The organism is Occultella glacieicola (genome assembly GCF_004353825.1).
GTDB lineage: Bacteria > Actinomycetota > Actinomycetes > Actinomycetales > Beutenbergiaceae > Occultella > Occultella glacieicola.
The window spans coordinates 158,546-184,671 of sequence record NZ_SMNA01000001.1 but is presented as its reverse complement, the minus strand read 5'-3'; the positions used below and the strand labels follow the sequence as shown (position 1 = coordinate 184,671).

Below are 26,126 nucleotides of genomic sequence, written 5' to 3'. Positions count from 1 at the left end.
TCAGGCTCCGGCCTCGTCGTGGGTGGGGATCACATAGAACGGGAAGACCAGGTTCCGCGGCTCGTTGGTGCCGCGGATGGAGTAGACGACGTCGACGAACAGGACGCCGTCGTCGGCCGCGTCGAAGCGCACCACCACGTCCTCGAGGTCGATGCGGGGCTCCCAGCGGTCCAGCGCCACCCTCACGACGTAGGCGATGTCACCGGCGGTCGCGGCGTTGGCCGGTGCGAACACGTAGTCGTGGATGGCACAGCCGAACTCCGGCCGCATCGGCCGCTCCCCCGGGGAGGTGGCCAGGATCAGGCGGATGCTCTCCTCGATCTCACGGGTCTCGCGGACCAGGGCGACCCGCCCGGTACGGTCGAACCGCAGCGGGAAGGACCAGCCGGCCCCGATGAACTCCTGACCCATGCCTGCCTCCCGCCTAGTTGATCTTCACGAGGGCGCCGCGGATGGTGGTCATGGCGCCGGACGAGAGTTCCGCGGCGGCGTTCGCGGCCACCTTCACGTTGGCACCGGTGACCTCGGTCGACGCCTGCCCGGCGACCTTCACGGTTGCCCCACCGGCCTCGAACCCTGCCTGGGCCTTGAGCTTGATGTTCATGGCCTCCATCGCGATGTCGCCGCCGACGCTCTTCACGGAGATGTTGCGCTGTGCCTCCACCGTGACGTCCTGCTGCGACTTGACGGTGACGGGCCCGGTGGTGACGATCTCGATGGCGGCCTCCGGCTTCTGGGTCAGGGTGATGCGCTGCTGGCCGCCGTTCGTGCTCACCACGAGGGACTCCCCGCCGGGCTTCTCGAGGAACTCCACGAGCATCCCGGTGCGTGAGGTGAACGAGCGCCTCGTCACCTTGCCGTCGCTGCCGACGTGCTCGGACAACGCCTTGTCGGGCTTGTCCTTGCCGTTGTAGAGGCCTCCGAGAACGTAGGGGGTGCCGAACTCCCCCTCCGCGAAGGCGACCAGGACCTCGTCGCCGACCTCGGGCAGCACCATCGTTCCGCGCTGCCCGCCGGCGCCCACCTGCACCGGGCGCGCCCAGCCGCTCTCGTAGTCACCGGAGTACGTCGGGTACTTGACCTTCACCCGGCCCGCCTGAGCGGTGTCCTTGAGGTTGGTGACGATCGCGGGGACCACGCCCGCGCGCACCGGCGCGCTCTCACCACCGCGGGTGCTGCCGTAGAGGGTTCGTTCGGACGCACCGGAGGCCGTGAACGAGGTGCGGAAGCCCTCATCGGAGAACTCGTGCCGCACGTGGGTCAGCGTGTAGGCACCCTCGAAGGTGGTGCCGACCCCGGCCAGCAGCACGGCCACTCCGGCCCGCAGGGCTGCGTTCCCGTACCCGCCGCCCTCGACCTCGGCGAATCCCCCAGCGAGACGCTCCGCGAGCGCCTTTGCCTCGCCGTCGCACTCGGCCTGGGTGCTCAGCGACGACCGGGACACCACGTAGGTGGGCGCGCCGACCCCCGCCGCGAGCTTCGCCGGGGTGCTCGGGCCGGCGGGTGCCGCCACCACGGTCTTCGCCGGCGCCGTCGCGACGAGTTCGCGCTTGCCGTCCGGGTCCCAGCCACGCACCTCGACATCGGGCACCTGATCGGCGGCGGTCACCGTGGCGCGGACCCATTCCAGGTCGACGCCACGTTCGATGACCAGCGGGTCGGCCCGGCTTCCTGCGGCCGGTGCGGTGCTCGAGTCGGTCGCGGCGCGGAAGTGGAGCTTCCCGTCGCGCACGTTCGGGCGGGCCCCGACCCGGTTCCCGAGCCTGCCGAGGAAGTCCCAGTCGCTGATCCCGTCCTGGGTCAGGTGGGTGTAGATGGGTTGCTGCACGTCCACGGTCCCCTTACCGAGGCCGTGCGCGGCGGCGATCTCACCGACGATGTCCCCGGGCCCCTTGTTCAGGTAGGCCTTGATCCGGGTGCCGTGCTGGAGCTTGTGGGAGGGGTCCATGCCCCGGACGATCGCGAACATGCCGGTCGGCCCGAGCTCGGCCTCGAGCGCGGTCACCTCGCCGATGAACAGCTCCTCCGGGCCGCCGGTGCTACTCGTCTGCACCCGCAGGTCCACCTTGGCGCCGATCTTCAGTTGCGCCGTCTCGATCAGTTCGGCATGGGGATCGGCGAACCGCAGCGTGAACATCGACGGCAGCTGGATCGTGTCCTCGATCGTCCCGGAGACCAGGTTCGCGGCAAGCGTCGGCGCCAGGGCCGCCCCGTCCACGGTCACGATCAGGCTGGAGGTGAAGGTCTCAGTAGCCGGCATGTGCCACCTCCGCGTCCACCGGGCCACGGCGGGCCGCCACGCTCGGCAGTTCGTCCGCCGCGGGCAGCAGGAGCCGGTGCCCGGGCCGGAGTCGGACCGGATCGTCCACTCCGTTGAGGTCGGCCACCGCCCGCCACAAGGCCGGGTCCCCGTACTCGGCGTACGCGATGCCGGCGAGCGAGTCCCCGGCGCGGAGCACATGCTCGCGACGCGGCACGAGCCCGCCCGAGGTGGGGTTCTGGCCCGGCTGCTCACCGGCGATCTCGTTCAGGGTCACCGTACAGGTGGCCCTGATCGGCAGACCGGCGGACGTGAACAGTGTGTACGTCGCCGAGACCGACTCGATATAGGCGAGGAACCCGGTCAGCCCGCCCCACCGGAACAGCACCCACGGTGGTGACGCCTTCTTCTGCCCGAACGACGCCGCCGTGGGCACGCAGCAGGTGAACAGGCGCTCCACCTTCTTCACCACCGAGGAGTCCTGGGTGTCGGAGGCATCGAGGAACATCTCCAGGGTGAGCGTGGTGGGCTGCGGCCCGGTGTATTGCGGCGGCCCGGCCTTCTTGTTGCCGGTGGCCGGGCTGTCCTTCCACACCGCCCGTTTGGTCAGGCTCAGCTCCTTGGGGTTGAACTGGAAGTCGACGCGCTCCAGTTTCGGTCCGGGCTTGGACAGGGACCCGTCCTTGGACGGCTCGTGGAGCTGCAGGTAGGCGTGCTCGAGCCGGGCCGGGGAGCCGGCTCCACCGGCTCCGGCGGCCTCGAACGCTACGGGTGCGGGCATGACGATCTCACCTCGATCAGGGGGCCAGGAAGCCGTGGTGGGCGATCTCGACGGACTCGGTCAGGATCGCCGGACTGTCGGAGTTGAACGTGGGACCGGACCACCGCACCGGAACGATGTCGGTGAGACCCCAGGTCGCGATGATCCGCCCGTCGACGGTCATCGCCTCGATGGTGCCGGTGCGGCGCTTGTACCCCTTCGCCACCGAGGAGAACCACTCGGCGACCTTGGACGTGTCCTTCCCGAGCGGGCGGGTCAGAGTGATGTTCGGGTACTTCAGGCGGGTGGGCAACTGCCAGGCGTTGGTGTTGTTGCCGCCCTCCTCGCGCACCTCCATGACCACCTCGACCCCGAGCCCCGTGCACGAGCTGAACGACCCCAGGTCGACGCCGTCGATCTTGACGACGTACCGGACACCGACTCCGGTCTCGACCTCCTGGAGCACCTCTGACATCTGCTCCGCCTCCCTACCGCAGGTCCGTGCGGATGCCGCGACGTTCGCGGTCCACGAGTAGTTGGGCCCGCAGCCGCCGCATGATCGGGCCGGTGAGCCGGTCGGCGAGCTCCTCGACGGCGCCCGCGGAGAGCTCGCCGAGACCGCCCGCCGCGCGGTCGGGGTCGGCCCGGGCGACCGTGGTCGTCACGGAGGCGGCCGGGGCGACCGAGGGGCCGACGGCGGAGCCCGGGTTCGCCGCAGCGGCATCGGTGCCGGGTGGGCCGGTTTGGCCGGACGGGCCGGGCTGGCTGGGCTGGGCGGCCGCGGGTGGTTGGTTCAGGGGGAGCCCGCCGGCGTTCGGGGCGCCGCCGCCGCGATGACCACCGAGGAGGCGCGGCCGGCGTGGGCGCGTCGGAGCCGGCGCGGTGTCGACCGACTCGATGCCGACCGCATGGGCGACCGGGAGGTCCACGTGGCCGGGAGTGCTCAGCGTGCTCAGCGTGCCCGGGGTATTCCGCGTGCCCGGGGTGCTCAGCGTGCCCGGGATGCTCCGGGCCACGACCGGTCCGTCGGCGGCGCCGGCCCCGAGTTCGACTGTACCGGCGGGGGCCAGGACCGGCCCGCCGCCGGGCCACGGGTCGACCTCCGGGTCGTGGAGGTCCGTGCCGATCGCCTCGGTCGACCGGGTGAGCGTGGCCACCGGCCCACGACCTGCGTCGCCGAGCAGTCCGATCGGTCGCGCGGACCCGGCCGCCGGTGGCGCCACGAGGGCCGGCCCGATCGGTCTCGTGGCCGCGGAGGCGTGCGCCCTGGAGACCATCGGGGCGACGTTCCCCGGCGACCTCCCGGATGCGCCGGCCGGTGGGTGGGACCCTGCCGTGGCCGCACCGACGACCGCGACGGGCAGGTCCACGCGGCTGGGGGATCCGGGGCCGAGCGGGCCGCGTTCGGTCGCCGGCGCCGAGGCGGGTCCGGCCACGGTCCGTTGCGCGAGGATTCCGGTGTCCGTGAGCGAAGCCGGGAGGTCGGACCCCGCGGCACCCGAACCGTCGGCGTCCGGATCCGGCCCGAGGATCGGGCCCGTGCCCGCCGCCGCGCCGGTGCCGGAGGCGGCATCGAACGCGACCCCCTGGGCAACGCCGGCTGGCCCGGGCGTTCCTGCGGGGGGTGGTCCCGGGGCCACGCGTCCGGCGACCTCGGCGGCGCCGACCGTGGGTGCCTGCCCCGGGGCCCGGGCGGGGGCCCGCGATGCTGCCGTCGCGGAACCGGGTCGATCCGGAGCCGGGGTCGTGGTCGCACGCTGGACCAGCGGGGGCCGGGCGCTCTGGCCCGGGCCCGGCCGGGCCGACGTCGAGGCAGCGCCCTGCGTGGTCCGTCCCCACTGCTCTGCCACGCGCTGGAGCGGGGCGAGCGTCGGCCGCTCGGCGACGCGACCCGCGCCGGCCGGGGCCGTGGCGCCCGATCCGGGTGCGCGGTCCGCGCCGGTTCGCCGGAGGTCGAGCTCAGGCGTCGTGCCACCGGCAGCCGCCTGCCGCTGTACGACCGACGCCTGCGCGGCCGAACCCGGTGCCGCTGAACCCAGTGCCGCCGAACCCACCGAACCCGGCGGCACGGATGAACCGGCTCCACCCGCGTCGACGGCCGGTCCGATGGTCCGTTGCGGTGGTGCGAGGGTGGACCGAACAGCCGTGGGATCCACAACCGTCGAGGAGGGGACGCCCGGTTCCGGCACGGTGGGGGCCACCGCCGTCCGCTGCACCGGCGTCGGCGTGGGCGCCGCGGTCGGGCCGGGGACTGCGGTGGCGCCGCCCGCCGGGCCGCGGGCGGCCTCGTCCGGTCCGGCCGATGTGGCCAGCGGCATGGGGGCGTGCGGTGGATCGACCGAGGGGACGATCGGCGGATCCACCGCACGCGGCTCGGTGACGGGGCCAAGCCCGATGGGGACCACGGTCTGCGGGTCGGCGGCCGTTCGCGAGACGGTCACTGCGGGTCCGATGGGCGTCGGAGCTTCGATGGGCACTGCGGCTCCGATGGGTCCTGCGGGTTCGATCGGCACAGCGGGTTCGATCGGCACAGCGGGTTCGATGGGCACAGCGGGTTCGACAGCCACAGCGGGTTCGATAGCGAGCGCAGGTTCGCCCGCAGCCGCGGGCTCGACCGCCCCCGCAGCCTCGGCCACGGCGCTGGCCGGGTCCGGCCCCGCGAACGCTGAACCGTCGTGCTCCGGGAACGCCCCGCCCGTGCCGCCGGCCGTGGGAGCGTGCTCGTCACCGCGTGTGGCTGCGCCCCCGGGCACGGCCCGCTGCAGCGGCAGGGGCGCCGCTGGGAACGCGCCCGCCGGTACCGGTCCGGTCGCCGGCACACCCGGCGGCGGACCGAGCGTGCCCGGGTTCGAGCCGAGGACCGCGGCACCGGTGGCGCCGGTGCCGGGCGACGCCACGGTCGTCGCGGACGAGGCGCCTGTCGAGGTCGGGCCCGCAGGTGCCCCTGAGGAAGTCGACGCGGGCCCGGCCACCGTGGCGACTCCAGGCGGCGGGCCGGACGAGGCCGCGGGACCAGCCACGCGTGACACCGATGGCGGCTGTGCCGAGGATGGCGGAGCACTCGACCCGGCCGACGCCCCCGGTGAGCCGACCTGCCGCTGCACGTCCGCCGTCGGCAGCGGTGCACCGAGCCCCAGGCGTCGGAGCGGTGCGTCCGACGCCGGCCCGGCGAGCGGCGCGGGAACGGTCGGCCCGGTGCGCTGCACGGGGGTGCCCGCGGCTCCGATCGCGCCGTCCGACGCCGCTCCCGACTCCCCGGAGGGCCGGGCGGCGATCGGCACGTACGTCGCTCCGTCCTCCTGGTATCCCGACGGTTCGTCCGTCTCCGGCCCGGGTTCGTCGGCGTCGGCGTTCGGCCCGAACTCACCGTGCCCCGCGCCGTGGTCCGCCGACGGCGGCGCCGGTTCGGTCGGGACGTCGGGCAGGACCGTGGGATGGTGCACGGGCAGTCCGCGCACGTCGGCGGCGGCCCGGGTCATCGACCCGGCGGCCCCCGATGCGGCCCGTTGGACCCGCGGCGACGGCGGCGGGGGCGGCAGCAGCGTGAGTTCGGCGGAGTCGACCCGCTGGGTCGGCGCACCGATGAGACCGGCGCGATCGCCGTCGACCACCCCCGACGGCGCGGACGCGTCGACCAGGTGCGTCATGGCGCCCATGAACGACGGCGACGCCCACGCACTCAGGGAGTGCTGGAACGTCGTCGGGCGATGGACCAGTTCGGCCGGTCCGATGGTCCGTTGCAGCGGTGGCAGGAACGCCCAGCCGGCGGGCCCGGGTTCAGGGTCAGGTGCCGCCGATGCCGGGCGCGCTGGCGCGGGCGAGGGAGACGGCGGCGCCGGTGGGGTCTTCTCCTTCGCTGGTTGCCAGGGCCATCGCATGGCTCACCTGTCCTCGGAAAGACGCCGGTTGATGTTCGCGATCTCGGCCACGAACCGCAGCCGCTGCGGGTGCTCGAGGTCGAGGATCTCCTCACGCGACCAGTGGAAGTGGTAGGCGACGTACGCGACCTCCTGATAGATGCGGTCGGCCCCGTACGTCATGATTCCCCCAGGCGGCCACCCGAGAGGTCGAGGGTGAACCGGTGCGAGCACGACGGGCAGGTGACCGCCGCCCTGGTGTGCCCCTCGGCGTTGATCCGCCGGTAGAAGTCCTGCAGGAACGCCACGTCCGAGGCGAACATGTTCTCGACCACGTTCGCGTTGACGACCCCGAGGGTGCCCAACGAGGTGATCACCCGCCCGAGGAGCACCACGGTCGTGAACGCCGCGTTCTCCTGCACCCGGGCGTCGTAGAGCGGCAGGAGCTCGTCGCGCGCGGTGGCGAGCCGCATCGTGCCCCGCCGATGCACGACGCCGTCACCGTCCACGAAGCCCCGCGGCAGTTCGAAGTCGAACTCGGTACGCATGGTGGCCGGGCGATCCGGAGCGGGAGGCGCGAGGACCTCCTGCTCCGGATCGGCCGGAGCCAGTGCGGCACGTGAGCGCTGCATCACGCGATCGTGACCTCGTCGTAGCAGACCGTGGCCTTCTCGGTCGACTGTTCCGTGGCCCCGGCCTTGAGCGAACTGATCTCGACGCTGCGGATCCAGCAGTTCGTGAAGTTGTACGTCATCAGCAGCCCGTCCTGATAGTCGAGCAACTCCACCGCGGCGGTCTTGCGGGCCCCGGCCAGGTCGCCCTGGCTGACCGTCTTCAGCCAGTCCACGACCGTCTTGGAGTCCGTGAGGCCACGCGTCACCGTGAACTCACCAGCCTTGGGGCGCCCGAAGATCTGGCGGACGACGTACTTGCCGTCCTTGAGCTGCTGCTTCATCTCGATCTTGTCGACCTCGGCCTTGAGTCCGCCGACCTCGATCACCTTGGGGATCTCGATCCCGTCGATTGTGACCCGGAAGGCGTAGGCGGAGGACGAGTCAAGGGCGTCGGGAAGTGGCATGGTCCAACTCCTTCTATTCGCTCACGAGTGATGTGCCGCCGGAGAACTGCGACAGTTGGAAGATGACGAACTCCGCCGGTTTCACCGGCGCGATCCCGATCTGGCAGACGACCTGACCCGCGTCGATGCCCTCGGCCGGATTCGTCTCGTCGTCGCACTTGACGAAGTAGGCCTCGTCCGGCGTGCTGCCGAACAGGGCCCCCTTGCGCCACTCGTTCACCAGGAACGCGGAGATGGTCCGTCGGATGCGGGCCCAGAGGGCGCGGTCGTTCGGCTCGAAGACCACCCACTGGGTGCCGCCGAGGATCGACTCCTCCAGGTAGTTGAAGAGTCGCCGCACGTTGATGTAGCGCCACGCCGGGTCCGAGGAGAGGGTCCTCGCTCCCCAGACCCGCACACCCCGGCCCGGGAAGGTCCGGATAGCGTTCACGCCCACCGGGTTGAGGAGGTCGTGCTCGGCCCTCGTGATCTGCGTCTGCAGGGCGATGGCACCACGGACGACCTCGTTCGCGGGGGCCTTGTGCACGCCGCGTTCACCGTCGCTGCGCGCCCAGATCCCGGCCATGTGGCCCGACGGCGGCACGAACCTGGTCGCACCGTCGCTCGGGTCGAAGACCTTGATGTACGGCCAGTACAGCGTCGCGTACTTCGAGTCGTAGCCGGCGGTGTTCACCCGCCAGTCCTTGACCTGCTGCGCATTCAGGCCCGGCGGTGGGTCGAGGATCGCCATCCGGTCGCCCATCAGCTCGCAGTGGGCGATCATGGCCAGTTGGACGGCCTGGAAGGTCTCGGCGTCGATGGCCTTCTGCTCGAGCGCCGCGACCAGGTCCGGCACGGACACGATGGTGACCTCGTCCACGGCCTCGAGGCCACTGAACCCGGTGCGGTCGGCGGCGTCGCCGATGTAGTCGTCGGCACCCAGGTCGGTGGTCGACGGCGGCTCGGGCTCGGGCTCCGGGGCAACCAGGTCCGAGGAGCCCTTGTCCGGTTTCGCGAGGGCGCTGCCCGAGGCCACCTCCTCGATCGTGATGAGCTTGGACTGCTGGTTCACCTTGGTGGCCGCATTGTCGGCGCCGCGCTTGGTCGTGACGTTGTCGAACGTCTCGGCCTCCTTGCCGTCGACCTTGATGACCAGCTTGAACTGGTCATCCGATGGGTTGTCCCCACCGGCATCGGCGACCTCGACGCTGATCTTCTTGCCCTTCGGGGCGTCCGCCTTGGCCACCACACGGTAGCCACCGATCTGGCCGCCGGGGGCGCCGGCCGGCAGTGCCTTCGACGCCCGGGACCGGGAACTCCTGGCACCATCGGTGCCGTTCGCCCCGATCCGGACGATGTAGGCGTTGTTGCCGCCGTTCTGGAAGTAGCCGAACACGGAGTGGGCCAGGTAGGACCCCGGGACGAAATCCCCGAAGGTCTCAGAGAACTGGGTCCAGTTGGAGACGAGTGTCGGCTCGTTCACCGGACCCTTCGATGCCAGGCCGACGAATGCTGCGACTGAGGTACCGACCCCTTCGATGGGTCGTGTCCCAGCCTCAACCTCCTCGACATATACGCCTGGCGAGAGATACGTCGGCATGTCGCCTCCTCGGGCGCATCGATTGTGGGAAGACCAGCCTGCCGGGGACCGGGGCCGGGCACAGTGTCCGCGCGGACGAGCAGTCGGGAAGCAGCGGGTGCGCGAACGGGCACCCGGGGTTCACGCTTCGAGTTCCTCCTCCTCGCCCTCACGTTGCACGAAGGCACCCTGGAGCTCCTCCTCCTCGCCCTCACGCTGCACGAAGGCACCCTGGAGCTCCTCCTCCTCGCCCTCACGCTGCACGAACCCACCCGGGGCCTCCCCGGCCCCGCCGTGGCGCTGCACCGGAGCGGCCGGCGCCGGCGCGGACATCACCCGCTCGGCGTTCGCGGCCGCCTCCCGCTCGAACCGGTCGGACGGGTCGCTGACGCGCACCCCGTCACCCGTGGACGTGCCGTCGACCGGGCCGCTGCGCTGTTGCACCACGTGCGTGAGCTCGTGGGCGAGCATGGTGCGGCCCTCGTGGGAGCCCGGGTCGTAACGGTCCCGCTGGAACACCACGTTCGAGCCGACCGTGTAGGCGTGCGCGTTCACGGCCGCCGCGGACGCGCTGGCGGCGCCGTCCGTGTGCACCCGGACGTCTCCGAAGTCGTGCCCGAGCCGCGACTCCATGTCGGTGCGGACGTCGTCGTCGAGAGCGTTCCCGCCGCCGGACCCGACCACGTCCAGGACCGGTGAGCGCTCCTGTTCGACCAGGTCGGAGACCCCCGCGTTCCCGACCGTGCGCTGCAGTCGCAGCAGGCCGGCGGAGCCGAGCACGTCCGGCCGGCCCGCTCCCGCGGCCGCCAGGGCGGCGCCGGAGCCCTCCTCGGTGCGCCTGACGGGGCCCGACCGAATCTGTCCGAGGTCCTCGGTGTGGTCGTGGCTGTGCATCACAGCACCCCTCTCCATGACGGAGTCCGGCGGATCGGTGGAACAGCGATCGTGTCACCCGGCGGCGTCGCTACGCACGAGCGTGAGTGCGCCCGATCGGGCACCGCGCGGGGGCCGTCCGGGCAGGCGCGGCGAGCCCGTCGGAGCGGCGGACGGCCCGGAGGGGCACCGCCCGACCGGTTGAGTCTGCCGACGGCGCCCGCTCAGCCGATCAGGTCCCAGTAGCGCCCGAACTCCGACGGCAGGCTCAACCGGCCCATCTTGCGGTACTCACGCTGCACCGCGGTGACCAGATGGACCATCCCCAACCGACCGCCGTCGGCCGCCGCCAGGTACGCGGCGGTGACCGCCGACGACCGGATCGCTCCGCCCGCGAGCGCGAACGCCTCCGCGCAGAACACCAGGTCGAGGTCGTCGGCCCGGGGTACCACGGCCCCCAGGCACTGGTCCCAGAGTGCGAGCCGGTACTCGACGTCCGGTAGCGGGAAGTCCACGAGGACGTCGAGCCGGCGGGTGAACGCCTCGTCGATGTTCGCGCGCAGATTCGTGGTCAGGATGAGAAGGCCGTCGAAGCTCTCGATGCGTTGGAGCAGGTAGGCGCTCTCGACGTTCGCGTACCGGTCGTGGGCGTCCTTGACCTCCGACCGCTTCCCGAACACGGCGTCCGCCTCGTCGAACAGCAGCACCGCGTTCAGACGTGCGGCCCCCGCGAAGATCCGCTCGAGGTTCTTCTCCGTCTCACCGATGTACTTGTCCATCACGGTGGCCAGGTCCACGACGTACAGCTCGAGTCCGAGGTCCCCGGCGACCACCTCCGCGGACATCGTCTTGCCGGTGCCGGAGTCGCCGGCGAAGAGGGCGGCGACGCCGTGCCCGCGGCCGCCCCCGGGGCGCATCCGCCAGTCACCGAGGACCCGTTCGCGGTGTCGGGCGCGCAGGCTCAGCTCCCGGAGCCCGGTGAGGGTGGCCGGCGGCAGGACCAGATCCGGCCAGCCGACCGCCGGTTCGATCCGGCGGGCGAGCCGGTCCAGGGCGGTGCCGTTCTCGGCGCGAGCCCCGCGGCGCAGGTGCTCGGCCGCGATCCGGCCGCCGTCGAGCCGGGCCTGCACCTGGGCCGCCCGCGCGGCCCGCACCACCTGTTCCGGGTCCAGTCGGTACTGCGACGTGGCCGCGGCGACGTCCAGCTCCTCGGGGTCGAAGGCCGGGTCCGGACCGGGCGGGCTCGTCGGTGCCGCCCGGCTGGGCTCCGGCCCCGGATCGGCCAGGGCCCGTGCCCAGAGCGCGGCCCGCTCGGCATCCGTGCTGGCCGGGACGTCCACGAGGAGGGGGGCCCGGGCCGCCCAGGCCGGGTCCCAGGGTGCGGAGCCGACGAGGAGGACCGGCACGTCGCGCCCGGACCGGGCCGGGCCGGTGGCACTCGGCTTCGTCAGAGTCGTCGTGAGGGCCGTCAGGGCCGAGCGGGCCGCGGACGTCTCGGCGAGCGCCTCCACGGGACCGGCCACCACACCCGCCCCGCCGAGCCTGGCCTCGCGGACCGCCAGGTCGACCAGGCCCGGTGGGTCGAGGGCGGCGGCGAGTTGGTGCAGGTCGAGCACGACGGCGTCCCGGCCGAGGGCGTGCAGGGCTCCGATCCCGAGCAGCCGTCCCGAGCCGGTGGCCGCCTCCTTCAGGTGGATCAGGTCGACCCCGGCGGCGAGCGCCCGGGTCAGCGGGTCGATGTCGCCCCAGGCGGTGTCCGGCGCCGGGGTCAGGACACCGGCGAGCGCCGGGTCCGGCTCGTCGTCGCCGAGCAGGTGGGCGGCCACCCGGTCCGGGATCCGCAGGCTCCGCACCGGGAACGGCTGGTCCGCGTCGTCCATGCGCACCAGGCCACCGGCGATCAGTGGGCCGTGGATCAGGTGGGCCCGCGCTGCGCCGGAACCGAGGGGGCGGTCGCACAGCGTCAGTGCCACGGCGACGGTCGGGCGCCGCCGGGTCACGTCGTCGTTGAGGTACCCGAAGAACTGCCCGAACCGGGGGTCGACGTCGGCGGCCAGCGCGAGCAGGAGCAGGTCGACATCGAGCGGGTCCAGCCCGAACCGGTCGGTGACCTCCCGCAGCCGCAGCCGCGCCCCGGCATGCTGCGCCGCGTCGGCCTCGCGCTCGCAGTCCGCCAGCCGCACGGATGCCGGCGTGGGCTGCGCCGGCCCGGGGCGGCGTTCGAGGATCGCCTCGATCGCCTCGTCGCTGAGGTAGAGCCCACGGAACGGGTCGTCGGGCTGTGGGTCGTGGGCACGGCGCTCGGCGACCAGCGCACGGATGCGCTCCTCGAGCACGCCGAGGCGGCCGAGCAGGTGGGCGATGCTCGCCGCCTCCTCGGTCCGCTCGCCCGGCCTGCGCTCGTGCGCGGGACCGGCCGCTGGGTCCTCCGGGCCCGCTGAGCCGACCCGAGTGGGGTCCTGCGTCGTCGTCACCGGCGCCCCCGGGCCCGGGCCTTCGGCGACGTCGGCCGGTCGGCGCCTCCGGCAGGGCCGGTCGCCTCGGTGCGCGGCGGCGGACTGTGCTTCGTCCGCCCGACGTCCGCTCCGCCGTCGGGCACCACGTCCTTGGCGTCGAGGATGAGCGGCTCCCGCACGGGCGGCCCCGCCGCCGGCCCGGGCCGCACGGCGAGCGGCGCCACCACGACCACGTCGATTGACGGCTTCAGCTCGCCACCGAGCGCACTCCACACGTCCGCGAAGCCGCGGTCCTCCGGGGGCGGCAGACCGACCAGGAGCTGCACCACCGGGTCCGCTCCGGGCGGCAGGAACAGATCGTGCTCGGGCAGGACCTCGTGCTGGACGAGGTGTCCGAGCACTACCTCCAGGAGCCGGTGCTCGTCCTCGGGGCGCTGGGTCCAGGCGGTGACGAGGTAGGAGAGCCGGAAGTACCGCGGCGGGTGGGAGCGGACCACCCCGTCCGGGGTCTGCGTCTCGATGAACCCCCTGGTCCGCCTGCGCAGGTCCTCGCGCAGGTCGTAGAGGTAGAGGTTGACCGTCGGGGCGTTCCGACGCGCGGCCCAGTCCGTGGTGGGTGCGTCGAAGACCACCTCGGCCTCGGCACCACCCAGCGCGGTCCGCACCATGGTCCGGAGTGCGTCGTCGACCTCGGTGATCATGGCCTCAGCCCCTGAACAGGAAGTTGGGTGCCTGGACGGAGGTGGCGACCACGAGCAGCGGGCCGCGGACCTCACCGAACGCCCCGGCCGGGGAGGTCGACGCGATCTCCCGGTCCCCGAGCAGGTCCCGGCTGACGAGAACGATCGGGACCACCAACCGGCCCTCCGGGGTGACCGTGTACGGTCCGGGATCGACCGTGATGCCCCGGGTCCAGATCAGGGTGACCGCCTGGTTGGGTGGGAAGTCCTCACCGTAGGCGAGCACGACGTCCCCGGGCCGGGCGACCGACGGGAGCAGCCGGATCTCCGGCTGCAGGACGGTCACGACGGCGGTCGCCGCGTCGTTGCCCGGGTCCACGTCCACCCGGGCGGCGGCCGGATCCAGGGCTACGGTCGCGGTGACCTCGCCGGTGCCCGCCGGCCCGACCGGGAGCAGGCTCGCCTCGAGCACCACGGAGTCGCCCGCGAGGAGCGGCCCGATCGGGCACGCCCCGGCCGCGGTGAGGCAGGCGACCGTGACGGGGTCCGTGAGGTCGACGGGCGGGCCGAGATCCTCCGGGGCCGTCGACGTGATCGCGAGAGCGGTCGGGACGACGGTGGCCGGGAAGCCGGTCGTGACCGTCGCGCTCGTGATCGCCTCGGGACCGTTGTTGGTGACCGTGATCCTGGCGATCATCGGTTGGCCGCCGACCCACCCGGTCGGCGGGGTGACGGCGAGGTTCAGGTCCAGGTCGGCCTCCTGGGTGCCGATGCTGGTGCCGGTGACGGTGATCGTGGTCGAGACGGTGTTGTTGTCGGCGTCCCGGTCCGGTCCGCCCGGGAGCACCACCGCACTCACCTCCGCGGTCGTGCCCGGGACCCGGCCGATCACGGCGATCTCGAGGATGCTCACGCCGAGCGGTGCGATCGGCTCGGTGGGGACACAGGTGAGCACCAGGTCGTCGACCGTGCACCCGGCCGGTGGCTCGCCGAACTGCAGCTCCGCGGGAGCCTCGAGGAGCACCCGATAGGTGCCGACGCTCTGCAGGCCCTCGTTGCGGACCGTCAGGGTGAGGGTGCTCGCGCCGCCCACCGGGACGACGTTCGGGCTCGCCGTCATGGCCAGGGACAGGTCCACGTCGGGCTGGACGTCGGGGGCGATCTCCGGGCCGGGCCCCTGGGCCACCTCCCGCAGTCCGGTTCCGTCGGGCCGGATCGCGTAGATTCCCCAGTCGTCGGCGAGGCCGGCGGGTTGGCCGGCCAGATAGATCTCCGAGCCGTCCGGGGACCAGGCCGGATCGGTCGCATTGGACAGTTCGGCGCGGCTCGGGGTCGGCAGACCCTGGTCGTCGAAGCCCACCAGCGGTGTCGCTTCGAGACTCGGAGCGGTCGGGTCGTCGGGGTCCACGGTGAACAGCGCGATGGGCGTCGTCTCGCCATCGGGAGAGATGGCCCGCGTCCCGAGGCTCGAGAGGCCGAGGACCGACACGTTGGCGATTGCCAGGGTGCGTCCGTCCGGGGACCAGGCCGGCGCGCGACCGTTGACCCCGACCGGCAGACAGCCGTCGGATCCGCAGCCCTGCGGCACATACTGCAGCCCCGTGAGGGCGGTCTCCGGATCTGGATCCTGAAGGTCGACGATCGCCACGTCCGAGTACGCCGCCAGCTCGAGACTCCCCGCCGTGACGAGGTAGCGGCCGTCCGGTGACCAGTCCGGATTGCCGTATCCGGGAACCGATAGCGTGGCGGCGACCGGGACGTCGCCACCGGCGGGCTCCGGCACGAAGTCCGCGATCAGGACCTCGGTCGTCCGGAACTCCTGCCCGTCGCTCTCACCCTGGTAGATCCGCTCGAACGCGATCCGGGTCCCGTCCGGGGACCAGGCCGGATGGATGTCGATGGCAGGCGGGCTCCCCTCGCCCTCCGAGCCGGGCGGTACCCCCGGGTCCCACGCATAGTTGAGAGGAGTCACGACGCTCCCGTCGGCGGCAGCCAGCATGAGGCGAGCGCCCTCCCGCCCGTCCTCCGCCGTGACCGTCGAACTGAACACCACCCAGGCGCCGTCCGGCGAGTAAGCCGGTCCGCCGTCGTCGACGTCGACGGTCGACGCCGGCAGCCTCTCGCGCCCGGCACCGTCTGCGCCGACCACGCCGATGTCCGACTGTGCCGCACCGAACGTCGCCGTGATCACCCGGGTGTCCTCGCCGACCTCCTGTTCGTCACCCGGGGTCACCGTCCAGGCCGGATGCGATTCCGAGTACGGGGCGGCCCGCGGCTCGCGATCGGTGCGGCTGAATACCTCCGCGACCTGACCTGCGGATGAGAACGCCAGGGTCCCGAACTCCGACTCGACCTCTTCCGTGACGTCGATCGAGAAGATGTCGCCGTACGGGTCGTACCTGGTGCCCGTGTACAACAACGTCGCATCCACACCCTCGTTCGCGTTGACGCCCCAGGTCGGCTCGCTGCTCTGGTCGATGGTCCCGCTGAACGGGCTGACGATCTCGCCGGCCTCCTCGAGTTCCTCCGGCGACGTGGCGAACAGATCCACGACGGCGAGGGAGCCGTCGGCGCGGAACCGGGTGGTCGTGAACGCAAGCGCGACCGTGTTGCCGACCTCCCCGACTGCGGGCTGGGTGTCCGCGCCGGGGTCCTCCGTGATCCGGTACAGGAGATCCTTCCCACGGTCGATCATGTAGATGTCCCCCAGCGGGTCGTGCCGGGTGGAGGAGAACACCAGGGTCTCGCTTCCGAATCCGGGCAGCCAGGCCGGCCAAAGGTCGTCCCAGTCGCCCTCGGAGATCGCCGGCGCGGTCCCCCCAGTGCACGGTGGATCGTCGATGTCGGCGACCACGATCCGCCACGGCCCGTCGTCCACACTGGTGGAGTAGGCGACGCTCAGCCCGTCCGGGGACACGACCGGGTGCGAGACCCGGGCCTCGTCGCACGTGATCCGGACCGCCGGGCCCTCGGCACCCTGCACGTAGACGTCGCCCACGTCGGAATCGCGGGTGCTGATGAACGAGGAGACGGCCTCCGGCGGCGACTGCACGTGGGTCACGGACAACTCGTAATCCTGCTCCCGGCCCTCGAGCAGTTCCACGTCCGGTCCGACGAGTTGACCTGGGGTGAGGACGCTCCACGCGGCCTGGCCGAGACCAGCGCCGCGCTCGGTGAACGCGACCCGCGTCGAGGCCGCGTCGGGCGCCGGCAACTCGGCCGTGACCGGAGGCATGGGCACGGCTGCGACCGCGCCCGGGGCGAGCAGCCCCAGCGCAGCGGTCACCGCCAGCATGCGTGCCATGGACCTCTTTCCCGACTCCTGCTCGTCCTCGTCCGGTTCGGCCGACAGGCCGGCCGCCGCATCGAACCCACGGTGCCGTGCCCCGCCCGACCGCGGGAGCCGCACCCGGACCGCCCTCTAGGCACCGGTGGGTGCCCGATCGGGCACCCACCCCCGCCCGCCGAGGTCGCCTAGATCAGGCCTTCGCGCAGCGCGTACGCGACGGCGTGCGACCGGTTCCGCAGCTGCAGCCGGGTCGTGACGTCATGCAACACGTTCTTCACGGTTCGCTCCGAGTAGGCCAGGTGCTCGGCGATCTCGGCGGTGTCCAGACCGTCGGCGATCAGTCGCAGCACCTCGATCTCCCGGGTGGCCAGACCGGTGAACGTCAGGCCGCGGGGACGCAGCACCTGGCGCTGCAACGTGCCCACCTGATCGAGCAGCCGGCCGAGTAGATCCGGCGGGACGCTACCCTCCCCGACGGCAGCCCCCGTGATCACCTGGATCAACCGGTCCGGCGTCGCCTCACTGCGACGTACCAGCCCGACTGCCCCGGCCTCCACGGCGGTGACCACATCCGAACCGTCCAGGCTCCCGGCCACCAGGACCGGCCTGCTGAGCCCTCGACGATGCACCACGCGGATGATCCGGAGCGCATCCTCGTCGACCGCATCCGTGACGACCACGACCACCCGGGCGTCATCCGCCTCATCGGCCCGCAGCACCCGAACCTCGGGCCGCGGCCGAAGCGCACTCACCACGCCCGCCTCCGAGATCGGATCTCGGGCACTCACCCATACCTCTACGCGTTCCATGTCCAGTTGTCCCATCCCCCACCCGATGTCCGATACCGGGTGCTCGGGCACCAGTGTGCTCAGCGCACTGATCGTGCAATCAACGCTGACTCACCGGGCAGAAGCGTTGCCCCGATGGCCCGCCTCGCGGGCGATCGCCCGGGGTGTCCGCGGGAATACGGTCGAGGCCATGACCACCTTGGCGAAACTCGACTCCACGAGCCTGCGGCTGGATGCGGGCTCGGAGGCCGTGGTGCCGCTGAGCATCCGCAACACCGGCACGATCGTCGAGGGCTACCGGATCGAGGTGCTCGGGACCCCCGGCGCGTGGGCGACCGTGGAGCCGGCGCAGATCGACGGTCTGTACCCGGACACCTCAACGACGGCGTCGATCACGTTCCGGCCGCCGAAGGACGGGACGGTCCCGGCCGGCTCGTTCGACTTCGGTGTGCGCGTGGTGCCAATGGAGCATCCCGAGGAGGCGGTGATTCCCGAGGGCGTCGTCGAGGTCCTGCCCTACCTCGACACGACCGCCGAACTCGTCCCGCGATCCTCGCACGGCCGCCGCGGTGCCACCCACCAGGTCGCCGTGGACAACCGCGGCAACGTCCCGGTGACGGTGAACCTGGCCGGCACCGACGACAAGTCGGCCCTCATCTTCCGGATCCAGCCGCCGCAGCTGGTCGTCGATCCGGGGCAGGCCGCCTTCGCGAAGGTGCACGTCAAGCCGATCAGGTCGTTCTGGCGTGGCGCGGACGTGACGCACCCGTTCGTGGTCTCCGCTGCCACCGAGTCCACCACGCCGGTGGCGCTGGACGGTTCGCATGTGCAGACGGCGATCCTGCCGAAGTGGTTCTTCAAGGCCCTGCTCGCACTCCTGGCGCTGCTCGCCCTGCTCGCCCTGCTCTGGTTCACGGTGCTGCAACCCACGATCGAGTCGGCCGCCCAGGCCGCCGTGGCGGAGGAACGCCAGGAGGCCGTCGAGGCGGCCGAGCAGGCCCAGCAGGCCGCGGAACAGGCCCAACAGGCTGCCCAGGGTGCGCAATCCGCCGCCGAGACCGCGGGCAACTCCGCCGCCGCGGCCGAGGAGCGTGTGGTCGAGGTCGAGGATGCGGTGGCGTCGGTGATCGGCGGCTCGGAGATCGTGACGCCGGCGAGCATCCGGCTGGAGGTCGCCGACGGTCAGGGCGGCAGCACGACCTCCGCCTCGCACACCGTCCCCGCCGACACCACCCTCCGGGTGACCGACTGGGTGTTCTCGAACCCCCAGGGCGACTTCGGCCGGGTCGTGGTCCGGCACGGGGAGGACGTCGTGTTCGACCTCGCCCTCGAGAACTTCCGGACAGTCGACTTCCACTTCCAGTCACCGCTCGTGGTGCCTGACGGCGAGTCGCTGGTCGTGGAGGTCGACTGCCGCCAGGTGGGCGCGCCGCCCGGGGTGGAGACGCCTCCGGCCGCCTGCGACACGGCCGTGCTGCTCGGCGGCACGAACGCCGTACCGGCGCCGCCGGCGGCGCCCTAGGGGCGCGCGGTGCCGACCGGACCTGCCCTGCGCGCCGGAGACTCGGCCCTGTGCCCGCTCTTCGACGGACCGAAGCCGCACGTGGGTGGACCGATCACGCCGGTGGCCAGCGTCCCGACGGTGCTCATCGGGAACATGCCCGCGGCAGTGGCGAACGGCCTCCCCGGCGGGATCGCCTGCGTCGGTCCCCCGAACGGGATCGCGATGGGCTCGATGACCGTGATGATCGGCAACTTCCCAGCGGCCAGGCTCGGGGATCTGAGCACCCACGGAACGCCGATCGCGCCCGGCCCGGGCTGCCCCACGGTCATCATCGGCGGTTGACCTGGATGCCGCTGGGTGGAAAGCCGTGAGGGCCCGGCGTCAACGACGCCGGGCCCTCACGGGTGGAACTGGACCTGCGGTCAGGCCGGGACGACCTGGATGTCCACCGTCGCGGAGACGTCCGCGTGCAGGCGGACCTTCACCGAGTGGGTGCCGAGGGACTTGATCGGGTTACCGATCTCGACCTTGCGGCGGTCGACGGACGGACCGCCGGCGGCCCCGATGGCCGCCGTGATGTCCGTGGTGGTGACCGCACCGAAGAGCCGGTCGCCCTTGCCGGCGCGGACCTTCACGACCACGGGCTTGGACTGCAGCGAGTCACGAACCGCACGGGCGTCCTCGATGGTCGAGATCTCGCGCTTGCGCCGAGCCGCCTGGATCTGGTCGATCTGCTTCTGGGCGCCCTTGGTCCAGCCGGTCGCCAGGCCGCGCGGGAGGAGGTAGTTGCGGGCGTACCCGTCCTTGACCTCGATCACGTCGCCGGGGGTGCCGAGGCCGGTGACCTCGTGGGTGAGAATGAGCTTCATGGTGTGCTCCTCCAGCCTCAGCGAGCAGAGCTCGAGTAGGGCAGCAGAGCCATCTCACGGGCGTTCTTCACGGCCCGGGCGATCTCACGCTGCTGCTGGACGTTGACACCGGTCACGCGGCGCGCACGGATCTTGCCGCGGTCCGAGATGAACTTCCGCAGCAGCACGGTGTCCTTGTAGTCGATCGGTCCCTCGAGCTTGACGGCCTTGAGGGGGTTCGCCTTCTTCTTGATGATGGGCTTGCGCGACTCACGCTTCGCCATGGTTGGTACTCCTTCGGTACTCGCGCGTCGGGCCCGGTGGCCGCGCGCTTGAAGATGATGTTCTAGAAGGGGGGCTCGTCGCCGAAGCTCGAGCCTCCGGTTGCCCACGGGTCGTCCGACTGGGCGTTACTACCGCCGCCGCTGTTCCCACCGCCGCTGTTGCCGCCACCGCTGTTACCGCCGTAGCCACCGCCGCCGCCGAAGTTCCCACCGCCACCGCTGTTGCCGCCGTAGCCGCCACCGCCACCGCCGCCACCGCGCTGGGTGCGGGTGACCTTGGCGCTGGCGTACCGCAGCGACGGGCCGACCTCGTCGACCTGCAGCTCGACGACGGTGCGCTTCTCGCCCTCACGGGTCTCGTAGGAGCGCTGCACGAGGCGGCCCTGAGCGACCACCCGCATCCCCTTGGTCAGGGACTCGGCCACGTTCTCCGCGGCCTCGCGCCAGATCGAGCAGCGCATGAACAGGGTGTCGCCGTCCTTCCACTCGTTCGACTGACGGTCGAACTGGCGTGGGGTCGAGGCGATCGTGAAGTTCGCCACGGCTGCGCCCGACGGGGTGAACCGCAGTTCGGGGTCGGCCGTGAGGTTTCCGATCACTGTGATGACGGTGTCGCCTGCCATGAACGCTCCTTCTTCGGTTGCGCTGCGGGGTCGCGCTCAGTGCGCGTCGGGACGGATCAGCTTGGTGCGGAGCACGGACTCATTGAGCCCGAGCTGACGATCGAGTTCCTGGGCGAGCTCGGGGGTCGCGGTCAGGTTCACGACGGCGTAGATGCCCTCGGAGTTCTTCGCGATCTCGAATGCCAGGCGGCGCTTGCCCCAGATGTCGACCTTGTCGACGGTTCCACCACCAGTGGCGATGACGCCCAGGAACTTGTCCAGGGACGGAGCAACGGTGCGCTCGTCGATCTCGGGGTCGAGAATCACCATCAGTTCGTATTGACGCATGCTTGAACCCACCTCCTTCGGACTATACGGTCACGGTCTCTCCGCGACAGGAGGGTGCTGCGTGCTCCCGGCCCGGGGTCGTGGCCCACAGATGTGGGTCGCGGCACCGGACCGATGGAATACCGGACAAGCCTACCGGACCCCCGCACCCACGGCCGACGTGGGACGGCGGGTGTGGACAACGTCACGGTGGCACGGGTGTGCGCGGGTGTGCTCAGGGGTCGTTGCGACCCGGTGGAGCGAACAGATCGTCCCAGCCCGGCACCCCGGTGCCGTTGGTGGGCTCCTCCGTCGGAGGATCGGTCGGCTCGTCCGTCGGGGTCCCGGTGGGCTCGTCCGTCGGTTCCTCCGTCGGCTCCTCGGTGGGCTCCTGTGTCGGCTCCTCGGTCGGCTCCGGCGTGGTCGGCTCCTCCGTGGGCTCCGGCGTGGTCGGCTCCTCCGTGGGCTCCTCGGTCGTCGGCTCCTCGGTCGGCTCCCAGGTCGGCGCCTCCGGCTCGGTACGGTCCGGGAAGTCCTCCACGGGCAGGTCCGCGACGGCCGTGGTCATGTACTCGGTCCAGATGTCGGTCGGGAACGAGCCGCCGGAGATCGGGCTGACCCCTCCGAAGCCGTCCACCATCGAGACCTCCTCGCCGTTCTCACCCACCTGGTACATGGCCACGGAGGTGGTGATCTGCGGCACGAAGCCGACGAACCAGGCCGAGCGGTAGTCGTTGGAACTCCCGGTCTTGCCGGCCGCGGGCCGCCCGATCTCGCTCGCGGTCTCGCCGGTGCCGCTCTCCACGACCTGTTGCATGGCGTACGTCGCGTCCGCGATCACGTCGGCCTCGACCACCCGTTCCTCCTCCGAGCCCCCCATGTAGAGGACCTGACCGTCGCCGTTCGTCGCGGAGGCGACGATGTAGCGGTCCCGGTGCACGCCCCCGGAGGCGATCGTGGAGTAGGCCTCGGCCATGTCGGCCGGATGCGGCGCCGCCGGGCCGAGCACGTTGGAGGGCACCGCCTCGATCGCGGTCTCCTCGGGCAGACCCAGGCGGTGCGCCACGTCGACCAGGTGCTCGGGGCCGACCTCGGAGTTCATCTGCACGTACACCGTGTTGACGGAGTTCTCGGTCGCCTCGACGAGATCGATGTTGCCCCGGTTGACGCGGTCGAAGTTGCGGACCTCGTACCCGTCGACGTCCATCGGGGAGTAGCTGGCGTACCGGTCCTCCAGCGTGACGCCGTTCTCGAGCGCCGCGATCAGCCCGAACACCTTGAACGTCGAGCCGCCCTGGGCGACGTCCTGGGTGGCGGCGTTGCGTTGGACGGTCAGGTAGTCGGCGCCACCATAGAGGGCGACGATCCCGCCGGTCTCGTTGTCGATCGAGGTCAGCGCCACCCGGACCCCCGCCGGGGTGTCCTCGGGCATGTTCTGCGAGGCCGTGATCGCCGCCGCCTGCAGTTCGGGGTCGATCGTGGAGACGATGTCCAGGCCACCGCCGTCGATCTGGTCCGCGGTCAGCCCGGCCGCCAGCAACTCGGCACGCACCATCTCCAACAGGTAGCCGGTCGGTCCGGCGTAGGTGTCGGAACGCGTCGGCTCGATGGTGGCCGGGAACTCCTGGGCGTTGCGCTCGGCCGCGGTGATGAAGCCGGACTCGACCATGTAGTCGAGTGTCCGGTTCCACCGCCGTTCGGCCTGCTCCGGGCTCACCGCCGGGTCCCAGTTGGACGGCGACGGGATGATGCCGGCGATCAGCGCCGACTCGGACAGGGTCAGCTCGGCCGCCGAGTGGCCGAAGTACTCCTGGGCGGCCCGCTCGATCCCGTAGGCGCCGCGACCGAAGTAGATCGTGTTCATGTAGTTGCCCAGGATCTCGTCCTTGGGCTGCTCGCGGTCGATCTTGATCGCGAGGATGGCCTCCCGGAACTTGTCCGCGTAGCTCGAGGTCTGCCCCGTGTAGTACCGCTCGACGTACTGCTGGGTCAGGGTCGAACCACCCTGGGTCGGGTTGCCCTGGAGGTTGTTCCACAGCGCCCGCAGGATCCCGATCGGATCCACCCCGGCGTTGGAGTAGAAGCGTCGATCCTCCGATGCGACGACGGCCTGCCCGACGTACTCGGGGAGTTCCTCGGTCGCGATGATCTCGCGGTTCACCTCGGCGAACGTGCCCATCTCGGTGGTGCCGTCGGCGAAGTAGACGGTGCTGCCCTCGGCCATGGCGACGTCGTCGGGTTCCGGCACGCCGATCGTCTGATAGGCGTAGACGAACAGTCCGACGCCCAGGAGCAGGAATGCCACGAAGGTGCCCAGGACGAACCGCCAGCTCGGAAGCCAGCGGTGGATCGGACCCTTGTTCGGTCGCGGGTAGTTCCAGAACCGCCGCGGCTCCTGGTACGGCCGGCCCTTGTAGCCCTTCTTGGCCCTGGCGCCCTTCGAGGCGGACCGACCCGACGGCGCAGCTGCCGAGGTCGTGGTGGTGGCGGTTCTCGAGGGGCGCGCCGAGGCGGTCTTCTTCCACTGTGCCGAGGATCCGTTGCGGGCCGCGGCGCCACCGCCGGCGGGCGGGATCACGGGGGGCCGCTCGGAGCCGGCCCGCTTGCCTGCGGGCTCGGTGGGGCTGGACGGGCTGGAGGACTGGCGGGCACGCACGCTCCGACGGGTCGGCGGCGTCGACGGGTCGCCGGAGTCTGGCGCGCCGGGGCGTCGTCCTTCTGCCACGTTAGAACCTCTCTGTGGGGTCTCGTCGGCGTCCATCCTGTGGGCGCAAACGCCTTCCAGTATGCGGCCGAAGTCTGGGAGATCCCTGGATCCCCGGCCGTTTCACCGGGCCCACACAGGATCCGCCCCTCCCCGGTGACGGCCGCCACAGCCCGGCCCGCGGGCCCTTGAGAGCCCGGTGGCGCGCCGCGCGCCCCTTGACGGCAACGCTCGGCGGGATGTATCAATTCGATACATCGGAGGTGTGAATGGGCTCGCGCAGTGAGGTGTTGGAGTTGGCCATCCTCGGCCAGCTCCATGGTGCGCCCATGCACGGGTACGAACTGCGCAAGCGGCTCAACGCCACCCTCGGGATGATCCGGGCCCTGTCCTACGGTTCCCTCTATCCCGGTCTGCGCGCCCTGCAGGAGGGCGGGTGGATCCGCCCGGTCGACACGGCCGACCTCCCGCACGCACTGGCCGGGCGGCGGACCCGGATCGTCTACGAACTGACCGACGCCGGCCGGGACCGGCTGGGGGACTCCCTGGCCCGGGCCGAGCCGGCCGCCTGGGAGGACGAGAACTTCGACGTGCGGTTCAGTCTGTTCTCGGACACCGACGCCGAGACCCGGCTGCGCATCCTCGAGGGGCGCCGGATGCGCATGGTCGAACGGCACGACGCGATGCGCCAGCACGCCCAACGAAGCCGCGAGCGCCGCGACCGCTACACCCTGGCCCTGCAGCAGCACGGCCTCGACCAGATCGAACGAGAGGTCCGCTGGCTCGAGGACCTGATCCATGCCGAACGGCACCCGGACGCGCCGACGGTACCCACGCCGTCGGGCCCCGGTGAACCGGACGACCCGACCGGACGGACCGGACGGGCCGGCGCCGAACGACCCACCACGACCCCAACCACCCACAGCAAGGAGCAAGGATGAGCACCATCCGCGTTGCCATCGCCGGCGTCGGGAACTGCGCCGCCTCCCTCGTCCAGGGCGTGCACTACTACGCCGGGGCCGACCCGAGCACCACCGTTCCCGGCCTCATGCACGTCGAGTTCGGGCCCTACCACGTCCGGGACATCGAGTTCGTCGCCGCCTTCGACGTCGACGCCAAGAAGGTCGGCTTCGACCTGTCCGAGGCGATCGTGGCGAGCGAGAACAACACCATCAAGATCGCCGACGTGCCGCCGCTCGGCGTCCCGGTGCAGCGCGGGCACACCCTGGACGGGCTCGGCAAGTACTACCGCGAGACCATCGAGGAGTCCGGGGCGGATCCCGTGGACATCGTCGCCGCACTGCGCGAGGCCCGCGCGGACGTGCTGATCTGCTACCTGCCGGTGGGGTCCGAGGACGCCGCCAAGTTCTACGCGCAGGCCGCGATCGACGCCGGCGTCGCGTTCGTCAACGCCCTCCCGGTCTTCATCGCGGGCACCAAGGAGTGGGCGGACAAGTTCACCGCCGCCGGGGTACCGATCGTCGGCGACGACATCAAGTCGCAGGTAGGCGCGACCATCACGCACCGGGTGATGGCGAAGCTGTTCCAGGACCGCGGCGTGGTGCTGGACCGCACGTACCAGCTGAACGTCGGCGGCAACATGGACTTCAAGAACATGCTGGAGCGGGACCGGCTGGAGTCGAAGAAGGTCTCCAAGACCCAGGCGGTGACCTCGAACGTGGACCACGACCTGGGCAGCCGGAACGTCCACATCGGCCCCTCGGACTACATCCAGTGGCTCGACGACCGCAAGTGGGCGTACGTGCGCCTCGAGGGCCGCGCGTTCGGGGAGGTCCCGCTGAACCTCGAGTACAAGTTGGAGGTCTGGGACTCGCCCAACTCGGCCGGCATCATCATCGACGCCCTGCGGGCCGCGAAGATCGCCAAGGACCGGGGCATCGGCGGGCCGATCCTGTCCGCGGCCAGCTACTTCATGAAGTCGCCGCCGGAGCAGTACGACGACGAGACCGCCCGCGCGAAGGTGGAGGCGTTCATCCGCGGCGAGATCGAGCGCTGACGCGCCCAACCCGACCCCGAACGCCCACCGCCGGCTCCGGCCGCGGTGGGCGTTCGCCGTTCCGGCCGGGCAGGCTGCCCGGTCGTCGAACAGTTCCGGGAGTCGGTGCTCCTTGCGCCGGCGCGTTCTCCGACGCTCGCCGTGCCGAAGCCCAGCCGTCGGGCGAGTCCTCCGCCGATGAGCGTTCATCGGATTGCCACCGTCGGTTCAGCGGCACTCTGTAGCGTGCTAGCGCCATCAC

The 26,126-nt window shown here is 71.6% G+C and carries 23 protein-coding genes; 4 read left to right on the top strand and 19 right to left on the bottom strand.

Going from position 1 to position 26,126, the window contains the following annotated elements:
* The 14 genes from EXU48_RS00830 to EXU48_RS00770 form a co-directional block, all read right to left on the bottom strand.
* Positions 1-411, bottom strand: coding sequence for a GPW/gp25 family protein (locus EXU48_RS00830; protein ID WP_133105683.1), 411 nt, complete (start codon positions 409-411; stop codon positions 1-3).
* Between the two features lie 13 nt (positions 412-424).
* Positions 425-2,260 (bottom strand): VgrG-related protein, encoded by a 1,836-nt coding sequence (locus tag EXU48_RS00825; RefSeq protein WP_133105682.1) that lies wholly within the window; start codon positions 2,258-2,260, stop codon positions 425-427.
* Positions 2,247-3,041, bottom strand: a complete 795-nt coding sequence (locus tag EXU48_RS00820; protein WP_133105681.1) for a CIS tube protein — start codon at positions 3,039-3,041, stop codon at positions 2,247-2,249. Before EXU48_RS00820 ends, EXU48_RS00825 begins: the two co-directional genes overlap by 14 nt.
* A 16-nt stretch (positions 3,042-3,057) precedes the next feature.
* Positions 3,058-3,495, bottom strand: a complete 438-nt coding sequence (locus tag EXU48_RS00815) for a phage tail protein (RefSeq protein WP_133105680.1) — start codon at positions 3,493-3,495, stop codon at positions 3,058-3,060.
* A gap of 13 nt (positions 3,496-3,508) precedes the next feature.
* A complete protein-coding gene (locus tag EXU48_RS00810) occupies positions 3,509-6,667 on the bottom strand; it encodes a hypothetical protein (RefSeq protein WP_133105679.1) in 3,159 nt (1,052 codons plus the stop codon).
* 234 nt (positions 6,668-6,901) lie between these two features.
* A complete protein-coding gene (locus EXU48_RS24380) occupies positions 6,902-7,060 on the bottom strand; it encodes a DUF6760 family protein (RefSeq protein ID WP_165962637.1) in 159 nt (52 codons plus the stop codon).
* Entirely contained in the window at positions 7,057-7,509 is a 453-nt protein-coding gene (locus EXU48_RS00805) for a hypothetical protein (protein ID WP_133105678.1), read from the bottom strand. Before EXU48_RS00805 ends, EXU48_RS24380 begins: the two co-directional genes overlap by 4 nt.
* Positions 7,509-7,955 carry a phage tail protein gene (locus EXU48_RS00800; RefSeq protein ID WP_133105677.1) on the bottom strand — a complete coding sequence of 149 codons (447 nt, stop codon included), beginning with the start codon at positions 7,953-7,955 and terminating at the stop codon, positions 7,509-7,511. The genes EXU48_RS00805 and EXU48_RS00800 overlap by 1 nt, the downstream gene beginning before the upstream one ends.
* Positions 7,956-7,968: 13 nt before the next feature.
* A complete protein-coding gene (locus EXU48_RS00795) occupies positions 7,969-9,417 on the bottom strand; it encodes a phage tail sheath family protein (RefSeq protein WP_235856765.1) in 1,449 nt (482 codons plus the stop codon).
* 237 nt (positions 9,418-9,654) lie between these two features.
* Positions 9,655-10,407, bottom strand: coding sequence for an eCIS core domain-containing protein (locus EXU48_RS00790; RefSeq protein WP_133105675.1), 753 nt, complete (start codon positions 10,405-10,407; stop codon positions 9,655-9,657).
* Between the two features lie 203 nt (positions 10,408-10,610).
* On the bottom strand, positions 10,611-12,860 hold the full coding sequence (locus EXU48_RS00785; RefSeq protein ID WP_207947565.1) for an ATP-binding protein: 2,250 nt from the start codon (positions 12,858-12,860) through the stop codon (positions 10,611-10,613).
* Complete coding sequence (locus tag EXU48_RS00780; protein WP_133105674.1) at positions 12,857-13,543, bottom strand: DUF4255 domain-containing protein; 687 nt, start codon at positions 13,541-13,543, stop codon at positions 12,857-12,859. The genes EXU48_RS00785 and EXU48_RS00780 overlap by 4 nt, the downstream gene beginning before the upstream one ends.
* Before the next feature lie 4 nt (positions 13,544-13,547).
* A complete protein-coding gene (locus tag EXU48_RS00775) occupies positions 13,548-16,826 on the bottom strand; it encodes a DUF11 domain-containing protein (RefSeq protein WP_133105673.1) in 3,279 nt (1,092 codons plus the stop codon).
* Positions 16,827-16,996: 170 nt separating this feature from the next.
* The gene (locus EXU48_RS00770) at positions 16,997-17,563 is read right to left on the bottom strand and encodes a response regulator transcription factor (protein ID WP_235856764.1); all 567 of its coding nucleotides are present in this window, start codon (positions 17,561-17,563) and stop codon (positions 16,997-16,999) included.
* Between the two features lie 226 nt (positions 17,564-17,789).
* On the opposite strand from EXU48_RS00770, the gene EXU48_RS00765 reads away from it, so the two are divergent.
* Both EXU48_RS00765 and EXU48_RS00760 read left to right on the top strand, forming a co-directional pair.
* Entirely contained in the window at positions 17,790-19,121 is a 1,332-nt protein-coding gene (locus tag EXU48_RS00765; RefSeq protein ID WP_133105671.1) for a COG1470 family protein, read from the top strand.
* A gap of 9 nt (positions 19,122-19,130) precedes the next feature.
* Entirely contained in the window at positions 19,131-19,445 is a 315-nt protein-coding gene (locus EXU48_RS00760) for a PAAR domain-containing protein (RefSeq protein ID WP_133105670.1), read from the top strand.
* An 80-nt stretch (positions 19,446-19,525) separates the two neighbouring features.
* Here the strand turns inward: EXU48_RS00760 and rplI are convergent, their stop codons facing one another.
* The 5 genes from rplI to EXU48_RS00735 form a co-directional block, all read right to left on the bottom strand.
* Positions 19,526-19,972 (bottom strand): 50S ribosomal protein L9, encoded by a 447-nt coding sequence (gene rplI / locus EXU48_RS00755; protein WP_133105669.1) that lies wholly within the window; start codon positions 19,970-19,972, stop codon positions 19,526-19,528.
* A gap of 17 nt (positions 19,973-19,989) precedes the next feature.
* Positions 19,990-20,235: a 30S ribosomal protein S18 gene (rpsR, locus tag EXU48_RS00750; RefSeq protein WP_133105668.1), complete on the bottom strand. Its 246-nt coding sequence runs from the start codon at positions 20,233-20,235 to the stop codon at positions 19,990-19,992.
* A 62-nt stretch (positions 20,236-20,297) separates the two neighbouring features.
* A complete protein-coding gene (locus tag EXU48_RS00745; RefSeq protein ID WP_133105667.1) occupies positions 20,298-20,858 on the bottom strand; it encodes a single-stranded DNA-binding protein in 561 nt (186 codons plus the stop codon).
* Positions 20,859-20,894: 36 nt separating this feature from the next.
* Positions 20,895-21,185, bottom strand: a complete 291-nt coding sequence (gene rpsF / locus EXU48_RS00740) for a 30S ribosomal protein S6 (RefSeq protein ID WP_133105666.1) — start codon at positions 21,183-21,185, stop codon at positions 20,895-20,897.
* A gap of 214 nt (positions 21,186-21,399) precedes the next feature.
* A complete protein-coding gene (locus EXU48_RS00735; RefSeq protein ID WP_235856763.1) occupies positions 21,400-23,889 on the bottom strand; it encodes a transglycosylase domain-containing protein in 2,490 nt (829 codons plus the stop codon).
* Positions 23,890-24,137: 248 nt separating this feature from the next.
* Here EXU48_RS00735 and EXU48_RS00730 point away from each other — a divergent pair, with 248 nt between their 5' ends.
* Complete coding sequence (locus tag EXU48_RS00730) at positions 24,138-24,809, top strand: PadR family transcriptional regulator (RefSeq protein ID WP_133105665.1); 672 nt, start codon at positions 24,138-24,140, stop codon at positions 24,807-24,809.
* The gene (locus tag EXU48_RS00725; RefSeq protein ID WP_133105664.1) at positions 24,806-25,885 is read left to right on the top strand and encodes an inositol-3-phosphate synthase; all 1,080 of its coding nucleotides are present in this window, start codon (positions 24,806-24,808) and stop codon (positions 25,883-25,885) included. Before EXU48_RS00730 ends, EXU48_RS00725 begins: the two co-directional genes overlap by 4 nt.
* Positions 25,886-26,126 lie beyond the last annotated feature (241 nt).

What these genes read in the sequence shown, in the direction of transcription:
- EXU48_RS00815 (WP_133105680.1), bottom strand. Translation starts at nt 3,495, where the DNA reads ATGTCAGAGGTGCTCCAGGAGGTCGAGACCGGAGTCGGTGTCCGGTAC.
- EXU48_RS00725 (WP_133105664.1), top strand. Translation starts at nt 24,806, where the DNA reads ATGAGCACCATCCGCGTTGCCATCGCCGGCGTCGGGAACTGCGCCGCC.
- rpsF (WP_133105666.1), bottom strand. Translation starts at nt 21,185, where the DNA reads ATGCGTCAATACGAACTGATGGTGATTCTCGACCCCGAGATCGACGAG.
- EXU48_RS00765 (WP_133105671.1), top strand. Translation starts at nt 17,790, where the DNA reads ATGACCACCTTGGCGAAACTCGACTCCACGAGCCTGCGGCTGGATGCG.
- EXU48_RS00745 (WP_133105667.1), bottom strand. Translation starts at nt 20,858, where the DNA reads ATGGCAGGCGACACCGTCATCACAGTGATCGGAAACCTCACGGCCGAC.
- rplI (WP_133105669.1), bottom strand. Translation starts at nt 19,972, where the DNA reads ATGAAGCTCATTCTCACCCACGAGGTCACCGGCCTCGGCACCCCCGGC.
- EXU48_RS00780 (WP_133105674.1), bottom strand. Translation starts at nt 13,543, where the DNA reads ATGATCACCGAGGTCGACGACGCACTCCGGACCATGGTGCGGACCGCG.
- EXU48_RS00800 (WP_133105677.1), bottom strand. Translation starts at nt 7,955, where the DNA reads ATGCCACTTCCCGACGCCCTTGACTCGTCCTCCGCCTACGCCTTCCGG.
- EXU48_RS00730 (WP_133105665.1), top strand. Translation starts at nt 24,138, where the DNA reads ATGGGCTCGCGCAGTGAGGTGTTGGAGTTGGCCATCCTCGGCCAGCTC.
- EXU48_RS00830 (WP_133105683.1), bottom strand. Translation starts at nt 411, where the DNA reads ATGGGTCAGGAGTTCATCGGGGCCGGCTGGTCCTTCCCGCTGCGGTTC.
- EXU48_RS24380 (WP_165962637.1), bottom strand. Translation starts at nt 7,060, where the DNA reads ATGACGTACGGGGCCGACCGCATCTATCAGGAGGTCGCGTACGTCGCC.
- EXU48_RS00820 (WP_133105681.1), bottom strand. Translation starts at nt 3,041, where the DNA reads ATGCCCGCACCCGTAGCGTTCGAGGCCGCCGGAGCCGGTGGAGCCGGC.
- EXU48_RS00810 (WP_133105679.1), bottom strand. Translation starts at nt 6,667, where the DNA reads ATGACGCACCTGGTCGACGCGTCCGCGCCGTCGGGGGTGGTCGACGGC.
- rpsR (WP_133105668.1), bottom strand. Translation starts at nt 20,235, where the DNA reads ATGGCGAAGCGTGAGTCGCGCAAGCCCATCATCAAGAAGAAGGCGAAC.
- EXU48_RS00775 (WP_133105673.1), bottom strand. Translation starts at nt 16,826, where the DNA reads ATGGCACGCATGCTGGCGGTGACCGCTGCGCTGGGGCTGCTCGCCCCG.
- EXU48_RS00805 (WP_133105678.1), bottom strand. Translation starts at nt 7,509, where the DNA reads ATGCAGCGCTCACGTGCCGCACTGGCTCCGGCCGATCCGGAGCAGGAG.
- EXU48_RS00790 (WP_133105675.1), bottom strand. Translation starts at nt 10,407, where the DNA reads ATGCACAGCCACGACCACACCGAGGACCTCGGACAGATTCGGTCGGGC.
- EXU48_RS00825 (WP_133105682.1), bottom strand. Translation starts at nt 2,260, where the DNA reads ATGCCGGCTACTGAGACCTTCACCTCCAGCCTGATCGTGACCGTGGAC.